This window comes from Streptomyces gilvus (assembly GCF_022513565.1).
Taxonomy (GTDB): domain Bacteria; phylum Actinomycetota; class Actinomycetes; order Streptomycetales; family Streptomycetaceae; genus Streptomyces; species Streptomyces gilvus.
In genome coordinates this window covers 101,023-119,903 of sequence record NZ_JAKWBE010000018.1, presented here as the reverse complement: position 1 = coordinate 119,903, position 18,881 = coordinate 101,023, and the positions used below count along the sequence as shown (strand labels likewise).

Annotated in this window: 16 protein-coding genes; 14 read left to right on the top strand and 2 right to left on the bottom strand. The window is 70.7% G+C overall.

Annotated features, from left to right (window positions below; genetic code table 11):
* The first annotated feature begins 74 nt into the window (after window positions 1–74).
* The 7 genes from MKW14_RS26065 (at window position 75) to MKW14_RS26035 (ending at window position 6,787) form a co-directional block, all read left to right on the top strand.
* Window positions 75–833 carry an IclR family transcriptional regulator gene (locus tag MKW14_RS26065; protein WP_240865893.1) on the top strand — a complete coding sequence of 253 codons (759 nt, stop codon included), beginning with the start codon at window positions 75–77 and terminating at the stop codon, window positions 831–833.
* A gap of 108 nt (window positions 834–941) precedes the next feature.
* The gene (locus MKW14_RS26060; protein WP_240865891.1) at window positions 942–2,045 is read left to right on the top strand and encodes a PP2C family protein-serine/threonine phosphatase; all 1,104 of its coding nucleotides are present in this window, start codon (window positions 942–944) and stop codon (window positions 2,043–2,045) included.
* Between the two features lie 110 nt (window positions 2,046–2,155).
* The gene (locus tag MKW14_RS26055; RefSeq protein ID WP_240865889.1) at window positions 2,156–3,241 is read left to right on the top strand and encodes an S-(hydroxymethyl)mycothiol dehydrogenase; all 1,086 of its coding nucleotides are present in this window, start codon (window positions 2,156–2,158) and stop codon (window positions 3,239–3,241) included.
* Window positions 3,241–3,873 (top strand): MBL fold metallo-hydrolase, encoded by a 633-nt coding sequence (locus MKW14_RS26050; protein WP_240865886.1) that lies wholly within the window; start codon window positions 3,241–3,243, stop codon window positions 3,871–3,873. The genes MKW14_RS26055 and MKW14_RS26050 overlap by 1 nt, the downstream gene beginning before the upstream one ends.
* A gap of 200 nt (window positions 3,874–4,073) precedes the next feature.
* A complete protein-coding gene (locus MKW14_RS26045) occupies window positions 4,074–4,436 on the top strand; it encodes a bifunctional 3-phenylpropionate/cinnamic acid dioxygenase ferredoxin subunit (RefSeq protein ID WP_133045065.1) in 363 nt (120 codons plus the stop codon).
* Window positions 4,433–5,587 carry an NAD(P)/FAD-dependent oxidoreductase gene (locus MKW14_RS26040; protein WP_240865883.1) on the top strand — a complete coding sequence of 385 codons (1,155 nt, stop codon included), beginning with the start codon at window positions 4,433–4,435 and terminating at the stop codon, window positions 5,585–5,587. The genes MKW14_RS26045 and MKW14_RS26040 overlap by 4 nt, the downstream gene beginning before the upstream one ends.
* 63 nt (window positions 5,588–5,650) lie before the next feature.
* A complete protein-coding gene (locus MKW14_RS26035; RefSeq protein WP_240865881.1) occupies window positions 5,651–6,787 on the top strand; it encodes an aromatic ring-hydroxylating oxygenase subunit alpha in 1,137 nt (378 codons plus the stop codon).
* Here the strand turns inward: MKW14_RS26035 and MKW14_RS26030 are convergent.
* Window positions 6,775–7,521 carry an IclR family transcriptional regulator gene (locus tag MKW14_RS26030; RefSeq protein ID WP_208781884.1) on the bottom strand — a complete coding sequence of 249 codons (747 nt, stop codon included), beginning with the start codon at window positions 7,519–7,521 and terminating at the stop codon, window positions 6,775–6,777. The two genes, MKW14_RS26035 and MKW14_RS26030, sit on opposite strands and share 13 nt — an antisense overlap.
* 85 nt (window positions 7,522–7,606) lie before the next feature.
* Window positions 7,607–9,811, bottom strand: coding sequence for a glycoside hydrolase family 36 protein (locus tag MKW14_RS26025; RefSeq protein WP_240865879.1), 2,205 nt, complete (start codon window positions 9,809–9,811; stop codon window positions 7,607–7,609).
* Between the two features lie 191 nt (window positions 9,812–10,002).
* On the opposite strand from MKW14_RS26025, the gene MKW14_RS26020 reads away from it, so the two are divergent.
* From MKW14_RS26020 to betA, 7 genes are all read left to right on the top strand, one after another.
* The gene (locus tag MKW14_RS26020) at window positions 10,003–11,073 is read left to right on the top strand and encodes a LacI family DNA-binding transcriptional regulator (RefSeq protein WP_240865877.1); all 1,071 of its coding nucleotides are present in this window, start codon (window positions 10,003–10,005) and stop codon (window positions 11,071–11,073) included.
* A gap of 90 nt (window positions 11,074–11,163) precedes the next feature.
* Window positions 11,164–12,474, top strand: coding sequence for an ABC transporter substrate-binding protein (locus tag MKW14_RS26015; RefSeq protein ID WP_240865875.1), 1,311 nt, complete (start codon window positions 11,164–11,166; stop codon window positions 12,472–12,474).
* Between the two features lie 76 nt (window positions 12,475–12,550).
* Window positions 12,551–13,507 (top strand): carbohydrate ABC transporter permease, encoded by a 957-nt coding sequence (locus MKW14_RS26010; protein ID WP_374116597.1) that lies wholly within the window; start codon window positions 12,551–12,553, stop codon window positions 13,505–13,507.
* Window positions 13,504–14,358 (top strand): carbohydrate ABC transporter permease, encoded by an 855-nt coding sequence (locus MKW14_RS26005; RefSeq protein WP_240865874.1) that lies wholly within the window; start codon window positions 13,504–13,506, stop codon window positions 14,356–14,358. Before MKW14_RS26010 ends, MKW14_RS26005 begins: the two co-directional genes overlap by 4 nt.
* 105 nt (window positions 14,359–14,463) lie before the next feature.
* Window positions 14,464–15,717 (top strand): hypothetical protein, encoded by a 1,254-nt coding sequence (locus MKW14_RS41340; protein WP_308314634.1) that lies wholly within the window; start codon window positions 14,464–14,466, stop codon window positions 15,715–15,717.
* A complete protein-coding gene (locus tag MKW14_RS41335; protein ID WP_308314633.1) occupies window positions 15,714–17,036 on the top strand; it encodes a CBM35 domain-containing protein in 1,323 nt (440 codons plus the stop codon). The genes MKW14_RS41340 and MKW14_RS41335 overlap by 4 nt, the downstream gene beginning before the upstream one ends.
* A 174-nt stretch (window positions 17,037–17,210) precedes the next feature.
* Window positions 17,211–18,881, top strand: a complete 1,671-nt coding sequence (gene betA / locus MKW14_RS25995; protein WP_240865871.1) for a choline dehydrogenase — start codon at window positions 17,211–17,213, stop codon at window positions 18,879–18,881.

The window sequence follows — 18,881 nt, the reverse complement described above, 5'->3', positions numbered from 1 at the left end:
CCGCCCGAGCAGCCGTCGCGGGCGGCCCCGGCGCTCCCCTTGCCCCACGAGGGCGCCCGGCGCACGCTGGTGCCATGGGTGCGCACGACGGCCCCACGCTGATCACGTCCGTCCAACGGGCCTTCCGGCTGCTGGAGGCGGTGAGCGCGCACGACAACGGCGCGACCGCCAAGCAACTGGCCCGTGAGACCGGCCTGCCGCTGGCCACCGCCTATCACCTGCTGCGCACGCTGGTGCACGACGGGTACGCGCGGAAGGTGGAGGACGGCAGATTCGTCCTCGGCGACAAGCTGCACACCCTGGGCACGACGGGGCGCGGGCAGACGCTGCTCAGCCGGGTGCGCCCCACGCTCGCGGCGCTGCGTGACCAACTCGCGACCGCCGCCTACCTCACCTTCTACGAGGACGGCGAGATCCGCGTCGCCGAGATCGTCGACGGCCCCCGGGCGCCCCGCGTCGACCTCTGGGTGGGCTTCGAGGACGCCGGGCACGCCACCGCGCTGGGCAAGTCCGTCCTGCGGGAGCTGGACGACGAGGCGCGCAAGGAGTACCTCTCCCGCCACCACCTCGCCGACCTCACCCCGCGGACGATCACCAGCCCGCCAGAGCTGCTGCGGCGCCTGGACTCCTCGCCCGTGGCCCCGGCGGTCACCGACCTCGAGGAGTACTGTCTGGGCACGGTGTGCGTCGCGGTGCCCGTCTACTGCGGGGACACACTCGGCTCGCTCGGCATCTCCATGCCGGCCGAGCGGCTGTCCCGGCTGCCGGAGGTACGGGCCCGGCTGATCCCGACCGCGAGCCGTGTGACCAGGAGCCTCTCGCTCACTATCTGAAATTCCTCACCTTGTGACGCCCGGGTCCGATTCCGTTTCCTGGAGGAACAGGTGTTTGAGGCGTGGGCCGGACCGTGCCCCCCCACAGATGAGGACTGCGGACAGAGCATGAGTCAGGCCCGAGAGCAACTGGCGAGTCAGGCCCGAGAACAGCTGACCCACTGGGTCTGCGCGCTGCCCGTGCTGATCGTCTGCGTCGTCGTGCTCGCCGACCTGGCCGGCGGGGCCGGCATGATCTGGCTGCCGCTGCTGGCCGCCGGTCCCGCCCTCGCCGCCACGACCAACGGGCCGCGCGGTGTGCTGAGCACGGGCCTGCTCGCCGTGGTGCTGGGCGCGTCCCTGGGCACCCGGGACCGCGTTCCGGGCGAGGAGCTGGCGGCCGTCCTGTCCGCCCTGGTGACGGTCACGCTGGCGAGCGGCCTGGCCAGCGTGCTGCGCGGGCGCCGGGAACGCGTGCTGGCGGCGGTCCGCTCGGTCGCCGAGACCGCCCAGCACGCGCTGCTCAAGCCGGTGCCGGCGACCGTCGGCCCCTTCCAGGTCGCCGTCCGCTACAGCGCCGCGGCGGCCGAGGCCCGCATCGGCGGCGATCTGTACGCCCTGATCCCCACCCCGTACGGGGTCCGGCTGATCGTCGGCGACGTGCGCGGGAAGGGACTGCCGGCGGTGGGGACCGCGGCGCTGGTGCTCGGGGTCTTCCGGGAGGCCGCCTACGACGAGCCGGACCTCCTGGCCGTGGTCGAGCGCATCGAACGGAGTCTGGCGCGCAATCTCGGCGCCGACGACTTCGTCACCGCCGTGGTCGCCGGATACCCCGGCTCCGGGCGGCTGGAGATGGTGAACTGCGGGCACGCGCCGCCGCTGCTGGTCCGCCGCTCGGGCGGCCGCCTGAGCGTGGAGCCGGTGGAACCCGCCCACCCGGCGCCGCCCCTCGGGCTGCGGGCGCTGACCGGACACGCGCCCGGCCTGCAGGTGCTGCCCTTCGCCGACGGGGACCAGTTGCTCCTCTACACCGACGGGGTCACCGAGGCCCGCGACCGGGGCCGGGCGTTCTATCGGCTCGGCGAGGGGCTGGCGCGGCACGCCTGCGAGGAGCCGTCCCGCACCCTCGACGCCCTGCACGCGGAACTGCTGGCGCATGTGGGCGGTCGGCTCCACGACGACGCGGCACTGCTCCTGATCCGCAAGCCCGCGGTGCCCGTCATCGCCGGGTGAACGCTTCTTGACCCCCAGTCGGGCCTCGATGATGCTGTGTTGCGACACATGCTGTGTGTGCCGCAATGAGCAACATTCGACTGAGGTCTCGTACCAGCCGAGGAGTGGCCATGACTCATCAGGTCCGCGCTGTCGTCGCCCGCAAGAAGGGCGCCCCCGTCAGCCTGGAGACGATCATCGTGCCCGACCCCGGGCCGGGTGAGGCCCTGGTGAAGGTCGAGGCCTGCGGGGTCTGCCACACCGACCTGCACTACCGCGAGGGCGGCATCAACGACGACTTCCCCTTCCTGCTGGGCCACGAGGCCGCGGGTGTCGTCGAGGCGGTGGGGGAGGGCGTCACCGACGTGGCGCCCGGCGACTTCGTGATCCTCAACTGGCGTGCCGTGTGCGGTCAGTGCCGGGCGTGTCTGCGCGGCAGGCCCTGGTACTGCTTCAACACCCACAACGCGAAGCAGAAGATGACCCTGCTGGACGGCACGGAGCTGTCCCCGGCGCTGGGCATCGGCGCGTTCGCGGAGAAGACGCTGGTGGCGGCCGGGCAGTGCACCAAGGTGGACCGCTCCGCGTCGGCGGCGGCCGCGGGCCTGCTGGGCTGCGGGGTGATGGCGGGCATCGGCGCGGCGATCAACACCGGCGCCGTGGGACGCGGTGACAGCGTGGCGGTCATCGGCTGCGGCGGGGTCGGTGACGCGGCGATCGCCGGGTCCCGGCTGGCGGGCGCGGCGAAGATCATCGCCGTGGACGTCGACGACCGCAAGCTCGCCACCGCCCGGAAGCTGGGCGCGACCCACACCGTCAACTCCCGCGAGGGCGATCCGGTGGAGGCGATCCGCGAGCTGACCGGGGGCTTCGGCGCGGACGTCGTCATCGAGGCGGTCGGCCGCCCGGAGACGTACCAGCAGGCCTTCTATGCCCGCGATCTCGCCGGCACGGTCGTGCTGGTGGGCGTGCCGACCCCGGAGATGAAGCTGGAGTTGCCGCTGCTGGACGTCTTCGGCCGGGGCGGATCGCTGAAGTCCTCCTGGTACGGCGACTGTCTGCCCAGCCGCGACTTCCCCATGCTCATCGACCTCCATCTGCAGGGCCGGCTCGACCTCGACGCGTTCGTCACCGAGACCATCGCCCTGGACGAGGTGGAGAAGGCCTTCGAGCGGATGCACGGCGGCGACGTGCTGCGCTCGGTGGTGGTGCTGTGATGACCGGTGCCCGCATCGAGCATCTCGTCACCTCGGGCACGTTCTCCCTGGACGGCGGCACCTGGGACGTCGACAACAACGTCTGGATCGTCGGCGACGACCACGAGGTGATCGTCGTCGACGCCGCGCACGACGCGGACGCCGTCGCCGAGGCCGTCGGCGGGCGGATGCTGCGGGCCGTGGTGTGCACGCACGCGCACAACGACCACATCGACGCGGCGCCCGCGCTCGCGGCGCGCACCGGCGCCCCGGTCCTGCTCCACCCCGACGACCTGCCGCTGTGGAAGCAGACCCACCCCGACCGGATGCCGGACGCGGAGCTGGCCGACGGGCAGGTCCTGTCGGTGGCGGGCATCGAACTGACCGTGCTGCACACGCCCGGCCACGCCCCCGGGGCGGTCTGCCTGTACGCGCCGGGTCTGGGGGCGCTCTTCAGCGGGGACACCCTCTTCGCGGGCGGACCGGGGGCCACGGGACGCTCGTACAGCGACTTCCCGACCATCGTCGAGTCGATCCGCGAGCGGCTGCTGACGCTGCCCGGCGCGACCGTCGTGCACACCGGTCACGGGGAGACGACCACCGTCGGTGCGGAGGCCCCGCACCTGCAGGAGTGGATCGCACGCGGCCACTGACCGCCTGACCTGGCCGGACGTACCGATCGTAGGGTCGACCCCTGCCCTGACGTTGTTTCTTATTGCGACATTCGTTGCATGAAGAGCAACAAACGGCGGGGGTCGACAAGGCCTCTGAACTCCTTGACAAGGGTTCTGGGGCGACCTCAGACTGATGTTGCGCTTACCGCAATCCGTTTCGCTATACGCACCGAGGTGTCATGATGATTCCCGCGTGCCGTCTCGCGGATCTTCCGCGAGGCGAGGCCTTCCGGCTCGACATCGATCCGCCGGTCTCGGTGTTCCACACCGACGACGGCGAGGTCTTCGCCATCGACGACACCTGCACCCACCAGGACGCCTCGCTCGCCGACGGCTGGCTGGAGGGCTGCGAGGTGGAATGCCCGCTGCACGCCTCGAAGTTCGACCTGCGCACCGGCGCCGTGGACGCCCCGCCGGCCAAGCTCCCGGTGCGCACCCACGAGGTCGTCGTCGAGGACGGGATGATCTACGTACGGGTGTCCACGGACGCCCCCAACCTGCCGCCCTGCGTCGCCTCCCGGCTGGCCGGAGGTCCCGCGTGAGGACCGTGGCCGTGGTGGGCGCGTCGCTGGCGGGACTGTCGGCGGCGCGCTCGCTGCGCGGGCAGGGCTACGACGGGCGGCTCGTCGTCATCGGTGACGAGCTCCACCGCCCGTACGACAGGCCGCCGTTGTCCAAGGAGTTCCTGGCCGGCACCCTCGGCGAGGCGGACCTGGTCCTGGAGACCGACGACGAGGATCTGGGCGCCGAATGGCTGCTCGGTGCCCGTGCCGTCGGCCTCGACGCCCGCGAGCGTGCCGTGCGCCTCGCCGACGGACGGGAGGTGCGCGCCGACGGCGTCGTCATCGCGACCGGCGCCGCCGCCCGCACCCTGCCCGGCTCCGAGGGGCTGGCCGGGGTGCACACCCTGCGCACCCTCGACGACGCCCGCGCCCTGCGCGGCGAACTCGCCCGCGGCGGACGGCTGGTGGTGATCGGCGGCGGCTTCATCGGCGCCGAGGTCGCCTCCACCGCCCGCGCCCTCGGCCTGGACGTGACGGTGGTCGAAGCGGCCCCGACACCGCTGGCCGGCCCCCTGGGCGAGACCATGGGCGCCCTCGTCTCCGCCCTCCACGCCGACCACGGCGTACGACTGTTGTGCGGGGTCGGTGTGAAGGGGCTCGGCGGCGAGACGCGCGTCGACGCGGTCCTGCTGGAGGACGGCCGGACGATCCCCGCCGACATCGTGGTCGTCGGCGTGGGGGCACGCCCCTGCGTCGAGTGGCTGGCGGGATCCGGCGTCGACCTCGACAACGGCGTCAAGTGCGGCGCGGACGGCCGCACCAGCCTCGCGGGCGTGGTCGCGGTCGGCGACTGCGCCAACTGGTACGACCCGCGCTCGGGTCTGCACCGCCGCGTCGAGCACTGGACCGGCGCACGGGAGCGGCCCGACGCCGCGATCGCCACGCTGCTCGCGGGCGGCGCGGTCGAACCGGGCGTGCCCCGGCCGCCGTACTTCTGGTCCGACCAGTACGGCACGAAGATCCAGTTCGCCGGTCACGCGGCCGGCGCCGACAGCGTGACCATCGAGGAAGGCGCCGCCGAGGACCGCAACGTCCTCGCCGTCTACCGGCGTTCGGGCCGACCGGTCGCCGTGCTCGGGATGAACCAGCCGCGCCTGTTCACCCGCCTGCGCAAACAGCTCGCCGCGTGAATCACCCTGCGTGAGTGACCCCGCGTGAACGACCCCTCCACGACGTTTCCCGAGGAGTGCACCGTGACCTCGACCAGCCTGCCGGACAGCCTGATCGCCACCCTGCCCGGCTCCTCCTATACGGACCCCGGGATCTTCGCCCAGGAGCAGGAGCGCATCTTCGAGACCATGTGGTTCTGCGTGGCGCGCGCCTCCGAGCTGGCCAAGCCGGGCGCCTTCCGCACCGTCGACGTGGGCCGCGAGAGCATCCTCGTCACCCGCGCCCGGGACCACTCGATCCGCGCGTACTTCAACGTCTGCCGGCACCGCGGAGCAAGGCTCTGCACCGAGGAGACCGGCGAGGTCAAGCGGGCCTTCCAATGCCCGTACCACGCCTGGACCTACGACCTGAACGGCAAGCTCGTCGCCGCCCCCAACCTCACCAAGATGCCCGACGTCGGCCGCACCGAGTACGGCCTGGTGAGCGTCGCCGTGCGCGAGTGGCTGGGCTATGTGTGGGTGTGCCTCGCGGAGAACCCGCCCTCCTTCGAGGAGGACGTGATCGGCGCGGTGGTCGAACGGCTCGGCGACGTCGAGTCCATCGACCACTACGACATCGACAACCTCTCGGTCGGCCGGCGCATCGTCTACGACGTCAGGGCGAACTGGAAACTCATCATCGAGAACTTCATGGAGTGCTACCACTGCGCCACCATCCACCCCGAACTGACCGAGGTGCTCCCGGAGTTCGCCGACGGCTACGCCGCCCAGTACTACGTCGGCCACGGCGCCGAGTTCGGTGAGGAGATCCAGGGCTTCACCGTCGACGGCAGCGAGGGCCTGGAGCGCATACCCGGGGTCGCCGAGGACCAGGACCGCCGCTACTACGCGATCACCGTCAAGCCGCAGGTCTTCATCAACCTCGTCCCCGACCACGTCATCTTCCACCGCATGTACCCGGTGGCCGTCGACCGCACGATCGTCGAGTGCGACTGGCTCTACCTCCCGCACGTCGTCGACAGCGGCAAGGACGTCAGCCGCTCCGTGGAGCTCTTCGACCGGGTCAACCGGCAGGACTTCGAGGCGTGCGAGCGCACCCAGCCCGGCATGCACTCCCGGATGTACGCCAAGGGAGGCGTGCTGGTGCCCAGCGAGCACCACATCGGCGCCTTCCACGACTGGGTCAACGAGCGGCTGGGCGGGGCGGCTCAGCCCAGGTAGCCCATGCGGTGACTGATCTCCTCGGCGCCCTTGAGCAGCACCGGGGCCAGCTCGTGCAGCCGCTCCTCGGTGAAGCGGTACGACGGCCCCGAGGCGCTGAGTGCCGCGATGACCTCGCCGTCCTGGTTGCGGATCGGGGCGGCCATGGCGTGCAGGCCGATCTCCAGCTCCTCCAGGGTGAAGGCGTAGCCGTGCTCCCGCGCGTCGGCGAGGTTCTTCTCCAGCTTCGCCTTCGCGGTGATGGTGTGCGGGGTGACCTTCTTCAGCCCGGCCTCGGCCAGCAGCGCGGCGCGCTCCTTGGTGGGCAGGTGGGCGAGGAGGATCTTGCCGCTGGAGGTGGCGTGCAGCGGGGTCAGTTCGCCGACCCAGTTGTGCGCGGCGACGGCCGCCGGGCCGCGCACCTGGTAGAGGTTGATCGCGAAGTGCTCCTGCATGACCGCGATGTTGATGGTCTCGCCGATCTCCTCGGCGAGACGCTCGCAGACCGGGCGGCCCTGCTGGGTGATGTCGAGGCGCCCGGTGACCGCGCCGGCCAGCCGCACGATGCCGAAGCCGAGCCGGTACTTGCCGCGCTCGCCGGCCTGCTCCACCAGACCGCGCGCCTCCAGGGCGCCGAGCAGCCGGAACGCGGTGGACTTGTGAACATCGATCTCGGCGGCCACCTCGCTGACGCCGGCCTCCCCACGGTGGGCCAGGATCTCGAGGACGCTGATGGCTCGGTCGACCGACTGCACCCCGCCGGCCTGCGAATTTGACGTTTCGGTGTCTTGGCTGTGGTTGCTCACAGCGAAACTATACGCGCAGTACGGTACAAGGCGTTTACTGTCGCGACCCTGACCAGGTCTTTTCGTTTGGTACGGGGCGATTCGTCGGCGGAGTGCCGCCGAGACGCAGCAGGACCGCGGTGTTGACGCGGGGCAGGGTCACGGTGAGCGTTCCGTCGGTCGCGTCCCAGGTCGCCGTGGCGCCCGCGTCCGTCGGATAGAGCACCTCCGGGTGCAGGTGGCTGCCCCGCAGGTGCGGGATGCGGACGCCCCGGACGCCGGTGTCGACGTTCTGCGCGGCCGCCTCGCCGGAGACGTTCGGCGAAACCGCCTCGGAGACCGTGTCGCGTCGCCACAGCGCGAGGTAGGTCGCGGACGGAGCGCGCAGTCCGTGGGCGAGCCAGGAGTCCTCCCACCCGGGAAGTCCGAGCGGCCAGAACGGGCGGGCGCCGCCGATCTCCGGGCGGATGCGCTGGTAGAGCTCGATGCCCGAGCGCACGAGGGCGAGTTGCTCCTCGTCCATGCGGTCGAGGAATCCGGAGAGGTGCACACGCCCCAGCAGTGCGGTGACCATCGTGAAGGCGATCTCGTCGAGCGTGAAGTGGGGTTGCGGGTAGGCCCAGACGGCGGCCTGTTCGGGGGCCACCGCGGTCGCGGCCGCCGCCGCGATGGGCGGATAGCGCAGGGGATCCTGCTGGTCGCTGGTGGACTGCAGCTGGGTCACGGCCAGCTGCGCGTAGTCCATGCGCAGGCCCCCCGAGCCGCAGTTCTCCAGGACGAGGCCGGGGTGCCGGTCGAGGAGTGAGGCGAGCCAGTCGAGGTGGGCGCGGTGGTGCCCCAGCAGTCCGGCGCCAGCGCTTTCCGAGTCGCTCTCGGTGCCGGGGCCGGCGTTGATGTTGTAGTCGAGCTTGAGGTAGCCCACGCCCCATTCGCCCACGATGCGGTCGACGACCCGGTCGAGGTGGGCGCGGGCGGCCGGGTGGCGCAGGTCGAGGTGGTGGCGGCCGTGCTCGGTCAGCCGGACCCCGCCCCGCCGGAAGAACGCCTCGTCGGGCAGGGCGCGGGCCAGCGGGCTGCGTACGCCGACGACTTCGGGCTCCAGCCACACGCCGGGTGTCATGCCGTGCCGTCGGATGGCGTCGAGGACTTCCTGGATGCCGCCGGGGAAGCGGCGCCCGGCGGGTTCCCAGGCGCCCACCGCGTCCCACCAGCCCTGGGAGTCGTCGTCGTACCAGCCGGCGTCGATGACGAAGACCTCGGCTCCGGCGGCCCCGGCCGCCTCGACGAGCGGCAGGAGCTTCTCGGTGGTCGGGTCGCCCATGAGGGTGTTCATGTAGTCGTTGTAGATCACGGGAAGCGCCGTGTGATCGGGGTGGGCGCGGCGGATGCGGCGGCGGTAGGCGGTGAGTTCCCCGAACGCCGCGTCCAGGCCGCCGCTGCGGGTGCGGACCAGGACGGCGGGCACGGTGGTGAACTCCTGACCCGGGGCCAGCGTCTGCCGCCACTGGTGATGCGCGTCGTCCGGTCCGAACAGGGCGAGGTAGGCGGCCCCCTCGCGTTCCCCGGTCTCGAAGCGCCAGCCGGCGCTGGACTCGATCTGCCAGAGCCAGGTTCCTCCCGCGCTGTCGGTGAGGGCGGCGAGGGGAAGGTGCCGGCCGGTCGACCAGGTGCCCTGGGAGTAGCGCTCGAAGCAGCCGCGGCCCTCGTGACCGTGAGCGCTCCGGTTCAGCGGGACGACCTGGTCCCGGAACGCGGCGCGGCGCCAGCGGCACTCGGCGAGCCAGTCGTTGTCCGCCCAGTGCACCGTGAGGCCGTCGAGGCCCTTCTCCGCGTCGGTGATGCCGCCGAGGGTGAGGGTGGACACGCCCTCCACGTGCAGGGGAGTGTCGCCCTCGTTGACCAGACGGACCTGCGAGCGCACGAAGCCCGCGCCGGGAACGGTGCTGAGGGTGACGTCGGCGGCGAGTGAGGTGTCCGGGTCCGTCAGGCGGATCGTGGTGTGCCGCCACTCCCGGTCCTGGACCGTCTCGTGGCCGCGGAGCACCAGGCGGGCGCCGACGGCCGTGTCGATGAAGCGTTCACCCGACCAGGTCCGGCCGTGCCCGGTGAGCAGGACTTCGGCGAGCGGCACCAGACAGTCCCACGGGTGGCCGTCGTCGGTGAGTCTGACCGACCCGGAAGGGTCGGCCACGGCACGCAGTCCAAGGGCGTCATCGCTCCACAGCAGGGACTCCTTGGCGACCTCGGCAGCAGCTGTCAACGCGGTTCCCCTTCTGGGACAAGTACTTGTGTCAGTGGCCCGACACGGATCTTTTCAGAGGATCTGCGCAGGTGACCCGTGGCTTACGGGGTGGGACGGGTTGCCGGGGCGCGTGCCGCTCGTGTGCCGGAAGCGTGACGCCCTGGTTTCAGCCTCTTGACGGCCGTGTTGTGACCGCTCACAATCCTCGCATGGTTGTGACCGGTCACACAAGCTCCGGCGGCCCTGCCGCTCCGCAGGGGAGCCAGCACAAGCCCGCAAGCATTCGTGATGTCGCCCAGGCGGCCGGCGTCTCCTACCAGACCGTCTCGAGGGTCATCAACGACCACCCGAACGTGAAGGAGGAGACCCGCCGCCGGGTCGAGGAGGCCATCGAGTCCCTCGGCTTCCGGCGCAACGCCACCGCGTTCGCCCTGGCCAGCGGCGTCACGAAGACGGTCACGGTGCTGACCTCCAACACCGTCCTCTACGGTTACGCGGCCACCCTGCAGGGCCTGGAGGAGGCCGCCCGCGCCGCGGGCTACTCGGTCGGCGTCCGGGTCCTCACCCCGGAGGACGACCTGGACCGTACGATCGCCACCGCGGCCGCGGCCGGCGGCGGGCTCGTGGTGATCGGATTCGACCGGCTCGGCGCGGCGGCCCTGGACCGGGTCCCGTCCAACGTGCCCTGCGCCGCCGCCGTAGAGGCCCCGCCACCGGGCCGCACCCCTCCGCGTCCGGCGGTCTGGGTCGACGACCGGACGGCGGCCCGCGCCGCCACCGAGTACCTGCTCGGCCTCGGTCACCCCACCGTCCACTACGTGGCGATTCCGGCGTCCACGGGGTCCCGGCGTTCGGCGGCACCGCGCGCTGAGGGCTGGCGGCAGGCCCTGATCGCCGCGGGTGTCACCCCGCCGCCCCCGACCGGCAAGGGCTGGGACGCCCAGGCCGGTTACGACGCCGGCCGCAAGCTCGCCGGGGATCCGGACGTCACCGCGATCCTGTGCGGCAACGACGACCTGGCGCTGGGTGTCCTGCGCGCCCTGCACCACGCCGGCCGGTCCGTCCCGGGGGACGTCAGCGTCATCGGCTTCGACGACGCCCCCCACTCGCAGTTCATCACCCCGGCCCTCACCACGGTCCGCCTGGACTTCCAGGGTCTGGGCCGCTCCGCCTTCGGACTCCTGCGCGGCCAACTGGAATCCGACTACCAGCCGCCCGAGCCCACACTCGTCGGCCCCCAACTGGTCCGGCGCGAAAGCACCGGGAGCCGGGAGGCATGACCCGGGCCCGGACACGCCTGCGCTTCACCCCCTCCGTCCCCCGCCTTCACAGCACCGCTCCGCCAACCCTCGTGTGCCTAAGGAAGCCCCATGAAAAGAGCCGTCTCCTCCCTCGCCGTCGTGTGTGCCCTCGGACTGGCAGCCACCGCCTGCAGTGACGCCACCGCCGGCAGCAGCGGCGCCGCCCCCACCGGATCGGTCGACGCGACGGCGAGCCTGAAGGGCGTCCACCTGACCATGTGGGTGGCGCAGAACAGCGTCACCGAGCCCAAACAGGTCATCGACGCCTTCGAGAAGGCGACCGGAGCCACCGTCAGCACCCAGGTGATACCCGACCCCTACGAGTCGAACGTCCCCACCAAGCTGGCCTCCGGCGACAAGCCCGACCTGATGTTCTGGCAGCCCACGGGCAGCACCCTGCCGTTCATCCAGCCGGCCAAGAACCTGCTCCAACTCGACAACGAGGACTGGGTCTCCAAGCTCGGCAAGACCGAACAGGGCCTCGGCCAGGTCGACGGCCACCGCTACGCCGCGATCGTCACCAGCCCCGCCTCCCTGGGCGTCTACTACAACAAGGACGTCTTCAAGAAGGCGGGCATCACCAAGATGCCCACCAGCTACGACGACCTCCTCGCCACCGCCGCGACGATCAAGTCCAAGACGGGCGTCGCGCCGTTCTTCGAGGTGGGCGGTGACAAGTGGCCGCTGCAGTGGCAGGTCCAGCTGCAGATGACCGACCTGCCGCAGAGCTTCTGGGACAAGCTCAACAAGAACCAGGCCAAGTGGACCGACCCGGTGATCGTCAACGCGATCAAGAAGTACAAGGCGAAGGTCCTGGACGGCGGGCTGGCGCAGAAGAACTACAAGACGGCCACCTTCGTGGACCAGGGCAAGGCGATCCTGGACGGCAGCGCCGCGATGGCCGTGAACGTCACCTCCCTGCAGAGCGAGATCCAGGCCACCGCCAGCACCGCCGAGATGGACCAGAAGCTGGGCTGGTTCCCCGTCTCCAACAGCTCCGCCAAGGCCCTGTACTCGCCCGACCAGACCAACGGTGTCGTCGCCTTCAACACCGGTGACGCCAAGCGGCAGAACGCGGCCCGGCAGTTCCTGTCCTTCTGGCTCGGCAAGGACTACCCGGCCTACATCAAGGCCAACAAGGTCGTCTCCGTCGAGCCGTCCGTGCCCAACCCCGCCGGACTGCCGCAGACCGCCCTCGCCCAGGCCGACTCCCTCTCCAGCGCGACCGGCGTGTTCCAGGTCAAGGCCCTGACCGCGCCCGACATGCACCTCGCCCTCGCCGACATGATCTACGGCAAGAAGACACCGCAGCAGGTGGCGCAGGCCGCCGAGGACCAGTTCACCCAGGTCCTCAAGGCGCGTGGCGTCGCCGGCTTCTGACAGCCCGTCCCTTCGCAAGTCCCGTCCCGGGTGCCTCCCCGCCGAAGCGCCCGGGGCCACCCCTCGGAGGTGAGAAGTGGCGGACACAGCCACCATCGGCGTCACCGACGTCAACCCCAGCAAGGAAGCGGGCCGTCCGTCCGGGCGCGCGCCGCGTCGTCGGCCGCGCGGCAGGTCCGACCAGCCGTGGTGGTTCGCCCTGCCCGCGCTCGCCGTCTTCGGCGCCTTCTTCCTGCTGCCGAACCTGCTCAACTTCGTCTATCCGTTCACGAACTGGTCGGCGTTCCACCCGGACATCCGCTTCGCCGGACTGTCCAACTTCCGCAGCGTCCTGCAGGACGGCTCGATGCTCCGGGACATCCGCATCACCGTGGAGTACGCGGTGCTGGTCGCCCTCTTCCAGAACGGCTTCGGGCTCGCCCTGGCCCTGCTGCTGGAGCGCGACACCCGCTTCAACCGCTTCTTCCGCGCCGTCTTCTTCCTGCCGGTGCTGATCTCGGCCCTCGCCGTCGGCTACATCTTCCGGGCGCTGCTCGCCCAGGACGGCGCCCTCAACAGCGTCCTGTCCTCCCTCATGGGACACCACGTCGACACCCCGTGGCTCGGGTCCACGACCTGGACGCTGGTCGTCGTGACCCTCATCCACGGCTGGAAGTGGATGGGCCTGGCCATGCTGATCTACCTGGCCGGTCTGAAGAGCATGCCGGGCGACGTGCTGGAGGCGGCCCGCATCGACGGCGCGGGCGCCTGGCGCACCTTCTGGTCCATCAGGTTCCCGCTGCTGGCGCCCGCGGTGACCTTCAACGTCACCACCGCGCTGATCGGCTCCATGAACACCTTCGACATCGTCCAGGCCACCACCGCCGGCGGCCCGGGCAGCGAGACCGAGGTGTTCAACATCTACATGTTCCGCGTCTTCGGACAGGGGCTGTACGCGCAGGCGTCCGCGATGAGCCTGGTGCTGTTCCTCATCGTCGTCGTCCTCGCCGTGCCCGTCATCGTCGGTCTGCGCCGCAGGGAGAACAACCAGTGACCGCCGTATCCGCGTTCGCCCCCGCCCGTCCGGGCCTGCCGCGCTGGGTGCGGCCCGCCGTCGTCGTGGTCATCGCCGCCGTCACCATCGGCATCCCGCTCTGGCTCGTCGCGGTGACCTCCGTCAAGCCCCAGTCCGAGGCGATCAAGCCGAACCTCTCGCTGCCGCACCACGTGCAGGCCGCCGAGAACTACCGGCAGACCTTCGACCAGGGCAAGATGATCCAGGGCTTCGTCAACAGCCTGCTGGTCGTCGTCCCCTCCGTCGTCCTCGTGCTGCTGCTGGGCGCGGGTGCGGCCTGGGTCTTCGCCCGCCGCACCGGCCGCCTGGTGAGCATCCTGTACGCCCTCAGCATCAGCGGCCTGCTGCTGCCGCCCGCCGTGATCACCATCGTCATGGAGCTGCGGCAACTCGGCCTCGCCGGAACCCAGTTGGGCATGATCGCGGTCTACACCGGGATGTACCTGTCCACGTCGATCTTCTTCATGACCGGCTTCATCCGCAATCTTCCCGAGGAACTGGAGGAGGCGGCCCGCATGGACGGCGCCGGCCCGCCGCGGGTCTTCTTCCAGATCATCCTGCCGCTGCTGCGGCCGGTCATCGCCACCGCGACGATCATGGTGATGCTCTTCGCCTGGAGCGACATCTTCTACGCGTTCTTCGTGCTCGGCGGCGGCTCCAAGGCCACATTGCCGCTCAACCTCTACCAGGTCGCCAACGCCCAGTTGTACCTGAACAACTGGCACCTGATCTTCGCCTACGTCGTGATGATGAGCCTGCCCATGGTGGCGGTCTTCGTCGTCGCCCAGCGCCGGGTCGTCGCCGGCATCACCAGCGGAGCCGTCAAGTAGCCCCGCCCCCACAGTCCCCGGGGCGTTCCTCCCCGCGCGCCCCGGCCCATCACCCCCGGTTCCCACACGATCCTCCCGCAGCGACGCGGGAGGCGGAGGACACGCATGCCTCGAACCGACCACAGAGCAGGACGTGCCCGGCGCCTCGCGGGCGCCGTCACCCTCACCGCCGTCCTCGTCGGCACGGCGCTGAGCGGCCCGGTCGCCCACGCGGCCGATCCGCAGCTCACCGTGGATCTCGGCCGGACCACCGGCGCCGTCATGCACGGGGCCAACGGCGCCCTGTACGGCCTCAGCGACGACGGCGTCCCCGGTGACGACATCACGACGCCCCTGCACATGACGTCGATCGCGACGAAGGCACCCGACGGTGCGCAGCACCCGAACGGTGACGCGCTGGTCGTCCAGCCGCAGTTCGCCCGGGGCGGCGGCCGCGACAACCTGGTCTACATGCAGGACGTCTACGCCGACTGGCCGTACGAGAACCTGGGACTGAGCGACTACCTGTCCAAGGTCGACACGATGGTCCGCAAGGTCGCCGGCCGCCCCGACGCGAACTCGTTCGTGTGGGTGCCGTTCAACGAGCCGGACGGCAACTGGTACACCGGTCTGGGCAGTTCCACGACGTCCACGTACCACAGCGCGCTCAGCAGCTTCGAGAGCGACTGGGCCACCGTCTACCACAAGATCCGGTCGATCATCCCGGACGCCAGGATCGCCGGCCCCAACGAGACGCACTACGACCCCCGTCTCATGGGCGACTTCTACCCGTGGGCCAAGGCCAACGACGTCCTTCCGGACGTCACCACATGGCACGAGCTGGATCCCGGCTCGCTGTCCCACTTCGAGTCGAACCTCGCCGCCTACCGCACCCTGGAGACCACCGCCGGCATCAGCCATCTGCCGGTGAACATCGACGAGTTCGGCGACCGCCGCGACCTGTCCGTCCCCGGTCAGATGATCCAGTGGATGTCCATGTTCGAGCGGAACAAGGTCTACGCCGACCAGGCCTACTGGGACATGGCCGGAAACCTCGACGGCAACGTCAGCCAGACCAACATCCCCAACGGCGACTGGTGGCTGCTGCGCTGGTACGCGGGCCTGACCGGCCAGACCGTCGAGGTGACCCCGCCACAGGCCAACACCGTCGACACCCTTCAGGGCATCGGTTCCCTGGACACCGGCCGCAAGCAGGCGCAGGTACTGCTCGGCGGTGGCGCCTCCGGCTCGGTCGACACGGTCGTCCGGCACATACCGCGCTCCTTCGGCAGCAGGGTCGACGTCTCCGTCGAGCGCACCGCCTGGAGCGGCTACGAGGGCGCGGGGGCCACGCCGCCGTGCTGTCCCGCGGCACCGTGACCGTCGGCGCCGACGGCAGCATCACCGTCCCGCTGACCGGCCTCGACCCGATGGCGGCCTACCGCATCCTCGTCAACCCGGCCGGCAGCGGCAGGCCGACCGCGGCCAAGGTGCCCTGGCAGCAGTCGTACGAGGCCGAGAACGCGGCCATCACCAGCGGCACCGTCTACACCCAGGGCACGGTGTCCAACCCCTACGGCTACGCCACCTCGGGCACCAAGGACGTCGGCAGCCTCAACCAGCCGACCAGCAAGGTCGCCTTCACGGTCAGTGTCCCGGCCACCGGCACGTACGACCTGAACATCTTCTACGGCAACCAGTCCGGCCAGACGGCCACCCCCGCCACCCAGACCCTCACCGTCGACGGCGGCTCCGCGAAGACCATCACCTACCCGACGACCCTGAACTGGACCTACCGCTCCACCGTGAGCACCCCGGTGTCGCTGACGGCCGGCACGCACACCCTGACACTGGCCAAGGGCGCCACGGGCGAGGTCACCCTCGACAAGATCGACCTCACCGCGTCCCCCGGCCAGGACCCCGTCTACCCCGCGACCTACGCCGACATCAGCGGATCCCCGCAGTACGACTACTCCGCCTCCGGCATCAGCGGCGCCGGCGCCCTCGTGCTGGGCTCAGGTGACAAGGCCGCCTTCGACGTCTACGCCCCCACGGACGGCTACTACACCGTCCACGCCGACTACGCCTCCACCGGCGGCGCCACCCTCAGCCTGGACGGGGCCACCGCGTCCACCCTCGCCTCCACCGGCGGCCGTCCCACCGACAGGACCCAGAGGCTGTACCTCTCGGCGGGCAACAACCGCATCACCGCGACCGGCCCGGGCAAGGGACGCCTCACCCTGCGCGACCTGCGTGTCACCGGCACGGTCGACACCACGGGCGTCACCGCCTACGAGGCCGAGAGCGCGACCCGCGCCGGCACCGCCGCCGTCTCCGCCAACTCCTGGGCGTCCGGCGGCAACTATGTCGGCTATGTGGGCAACGGCCCCGGCAACACGCTCACCTTCCAGGTGAACGCCGCCTCGGCCGGCCGCTACGTGATGAACGTGCGCTACGCCAACAACCAGGTCGCCGGATCCGGCAACTACAACACCAACGTCGTCTCCAGGGCGGCCACCATCACCGTCAACGGCACAGCCAGGACCGTCATGTTCCGCAACAACTACAGCTGGTCGAACTGGTGGGACCTGCCCGTCCCCGTCACCCTCGGCGCCGGCGCCAACACCGTCAGCTTCGGCAACGCGACGGCGTACGCGCCCGACATCGACCGCGTCACGCTCGCACCGCTGACCGGCTGACGCCGTGCCCGGCCGGGACTCCTCCGGTGTCCCGGCCGGGCTCTGATCTCCCTGAACCTGGGGAGCCACCGCACACAAGTCCCTGGAAGGTTGCGCGCCTCGCAACCTGGTGCGTATGGCGCTACCAGTATTAGCATGCCTCGCGTATCGACGGCGCGAGCGAGACGAGGCACCATGGCTCCCCTGCAGTACGACTTCGTCATCGTCGGCGGCGGTTCGGCAGGCAGCGCACTGGCGAACAGGCTCTCCGCGGACCCGGGCAACCGGGTGCTGGTGCTGGAGGCCGGCCGGTCCGACTACCCGTGGGACGTCTTCATCCACATGCCCGCGGCCCTGACCTACCCCATCGGCAGCCGGTTCTACGACTGGAAGTACGAGTCCGAGCCCGAGCCGCACATGGGCGGACGCCGTGTCTACCACGCCCGCGGGAAGGTGCTAGGCGGCTCCAGCAGCATCAACGGCATGATCTTCCAGCGCGGCAACCCCATGGACTACGAGCGCTGGGCCGCCGACCCCGGGATGGAGACCTGGGACTACGCGCACTGTCTGCCCTACTTCAAGCGCATGGAGAACTGTCTCGCCGCCGGCCCGGACGACGAGTTCCGCGGCCACGACGGTCCCCTCGTCCTGGAGCGCGGTCCCGCCACCAACCCGCTCTTCACGGCCTTCCAGAAGGCGACCGAGGAGGCCGGCTACGCCCCGACCGACGACGTCAACGGCTACCGGCAGGAGGGCTTCGCCAAGTTCGACCGCAACGTCCACCGCGGACGCCGGCTGTCGGCCTCGAAGGCGTACCTCAAGCCGGTCAGGAAGCGCCCCAACCTCACCGTGCGCACCCGCGCCCTCGTCACCCGCGTCCTGTTCGAGGGCAAACGCGCCGTCGGCGTCGAGTACCAGCACGGCAAGGGCGCCCTCCAGCAGGTCCGCGCCGGGGAAGTGATCCTGTGCGGCGGCGCGATCAACTCGCCGCAGCTGCTCCAGCTCTCCGGCGTCGGCAACGCGGCGGAACTGAGCGCCCTCGGCATCGACGTCGTCCACGACCTGCCGGGCGTCGGCGAGAACATGCAGGACCACCTGGAGGTCTACGTCCAGTACGCCTGCAAGCAGCCCGTCTCCATGCAGCCGTACATGGCCAAGTGGCGCGCCCCCTTCATCGGCCTGCAGTGGCTCTTCCGGAAAGGACCGGCGGCGACCAACCACTTCGAGGCCGGCGGCTTCGCCCGCAGCAACGAGGACGTCGACTACCCCAACCTGATGTTCCACTTCCTGCCGGTCGCCGTCCGCTACGACGGCTCCTCACCGGCCGGCGGCCACGGCTACCAGGTGCACGTCGGGCCCATGTACTCCGACGCCATCGGCTCGGTGAAGATCAGGAGCAGGGACCCGCGCGAGCACCCGGCCCTGCGCTTCAACTACCTCTCCACCGAGCAGGACCGCCGTGAATGGGTCGAGGCGATCCGGGTCGCCCGCCGCATCCTCAACCAGCCCGCGCTCGCGCCCTACAACGGCGGTGAGATCTCGCCCGGACCCAAGGTGGAGTCGGACGAGGAGATCCTCGCCTGGGTCGCCAAGGAGGGCGAGACGGCCCTGCACCCGTCCTGCACCTGCAAGATGGGCACGGACGACATGGCCGTCGTCGACCCGGCCAGCATGCGGGTGCACGGCGTCGAGGGGCTGCGCGTCGTCGACGCCTCCGTGATGCCGTACGTCACCAACGGAAACATCTACGCGCCGGTGATGATGATCGCCGAGAAGGCCGCCGACCTGATCCTGGGCAGGGAACCGCTCGCACCGTCGAAGGCCGCGTACTACCGCCACCGCGACGCCCAGAAGCAGGCGGGGTAG

Coding starts and splice junctions, on each gene's coding strand:
- MKW14_RS26050 (WP_240865886.1), top strand. CDS start 3,241: ATGACCGGTGCCCGCATCGAGCATCTCGTCACCTCGGGCACGTTCTCC.
- MKW14_RS41340 (WP_308314634.1), top strand. CDS start 14,464: ATGCCTCGAACCGACCACAGAGCAGGACGTGCCCGGCGCCTCGCGGGC.
- MKW14_RS26065 (WP_240865893.1), top strand. CDS start 75: ATGGGTGCGCACGACGGCCCCACGCTGATCACGTCCGTCCAACGGGCC.
- MKW14_RS26020 (WP_240865877.1), top strand. CDS start 10,003: ATGGTTGTGACCGGTCACACAAGCTCCGGCGGCCCTGCCGCTCCGCAG.
- MKW14_RS26060 (WP_240865891.1), top strand. CDS start 942: ATGAGTCAGGCCCGAGAGCAACTGGCGAGTCAGGCCCGAGAACAGCTG.
- MKW14_RS26055 (WP_240865889.1), top strand. CDS start 2,156: ATGACTCATCAGGTCCGCGCTGTCGTCGCCCGCAAGAAGGGCGCCCCC.
- MKW14_RS26045 (WP_133045065.1), top strand. CDS start 4,074: ATGATGATTCCCGCGTGCCGTCTCGCGGATCTTCCGCGAGGCGAGGCC.
- MKW14_RS26015 (WP_240865875.1), top strand. CDS start 11,164: ATGAAAAGAGCCGTCTCCTCCCTCGCCGTCGTGTGTGCCCTCGGACTG.
- betA (WP_240865871.1), top strand. CDS start 17,211: ATGGCTCCCCTGCAGTACGACTTCGTCATCGTCGGCGGCGGTTCGGCA.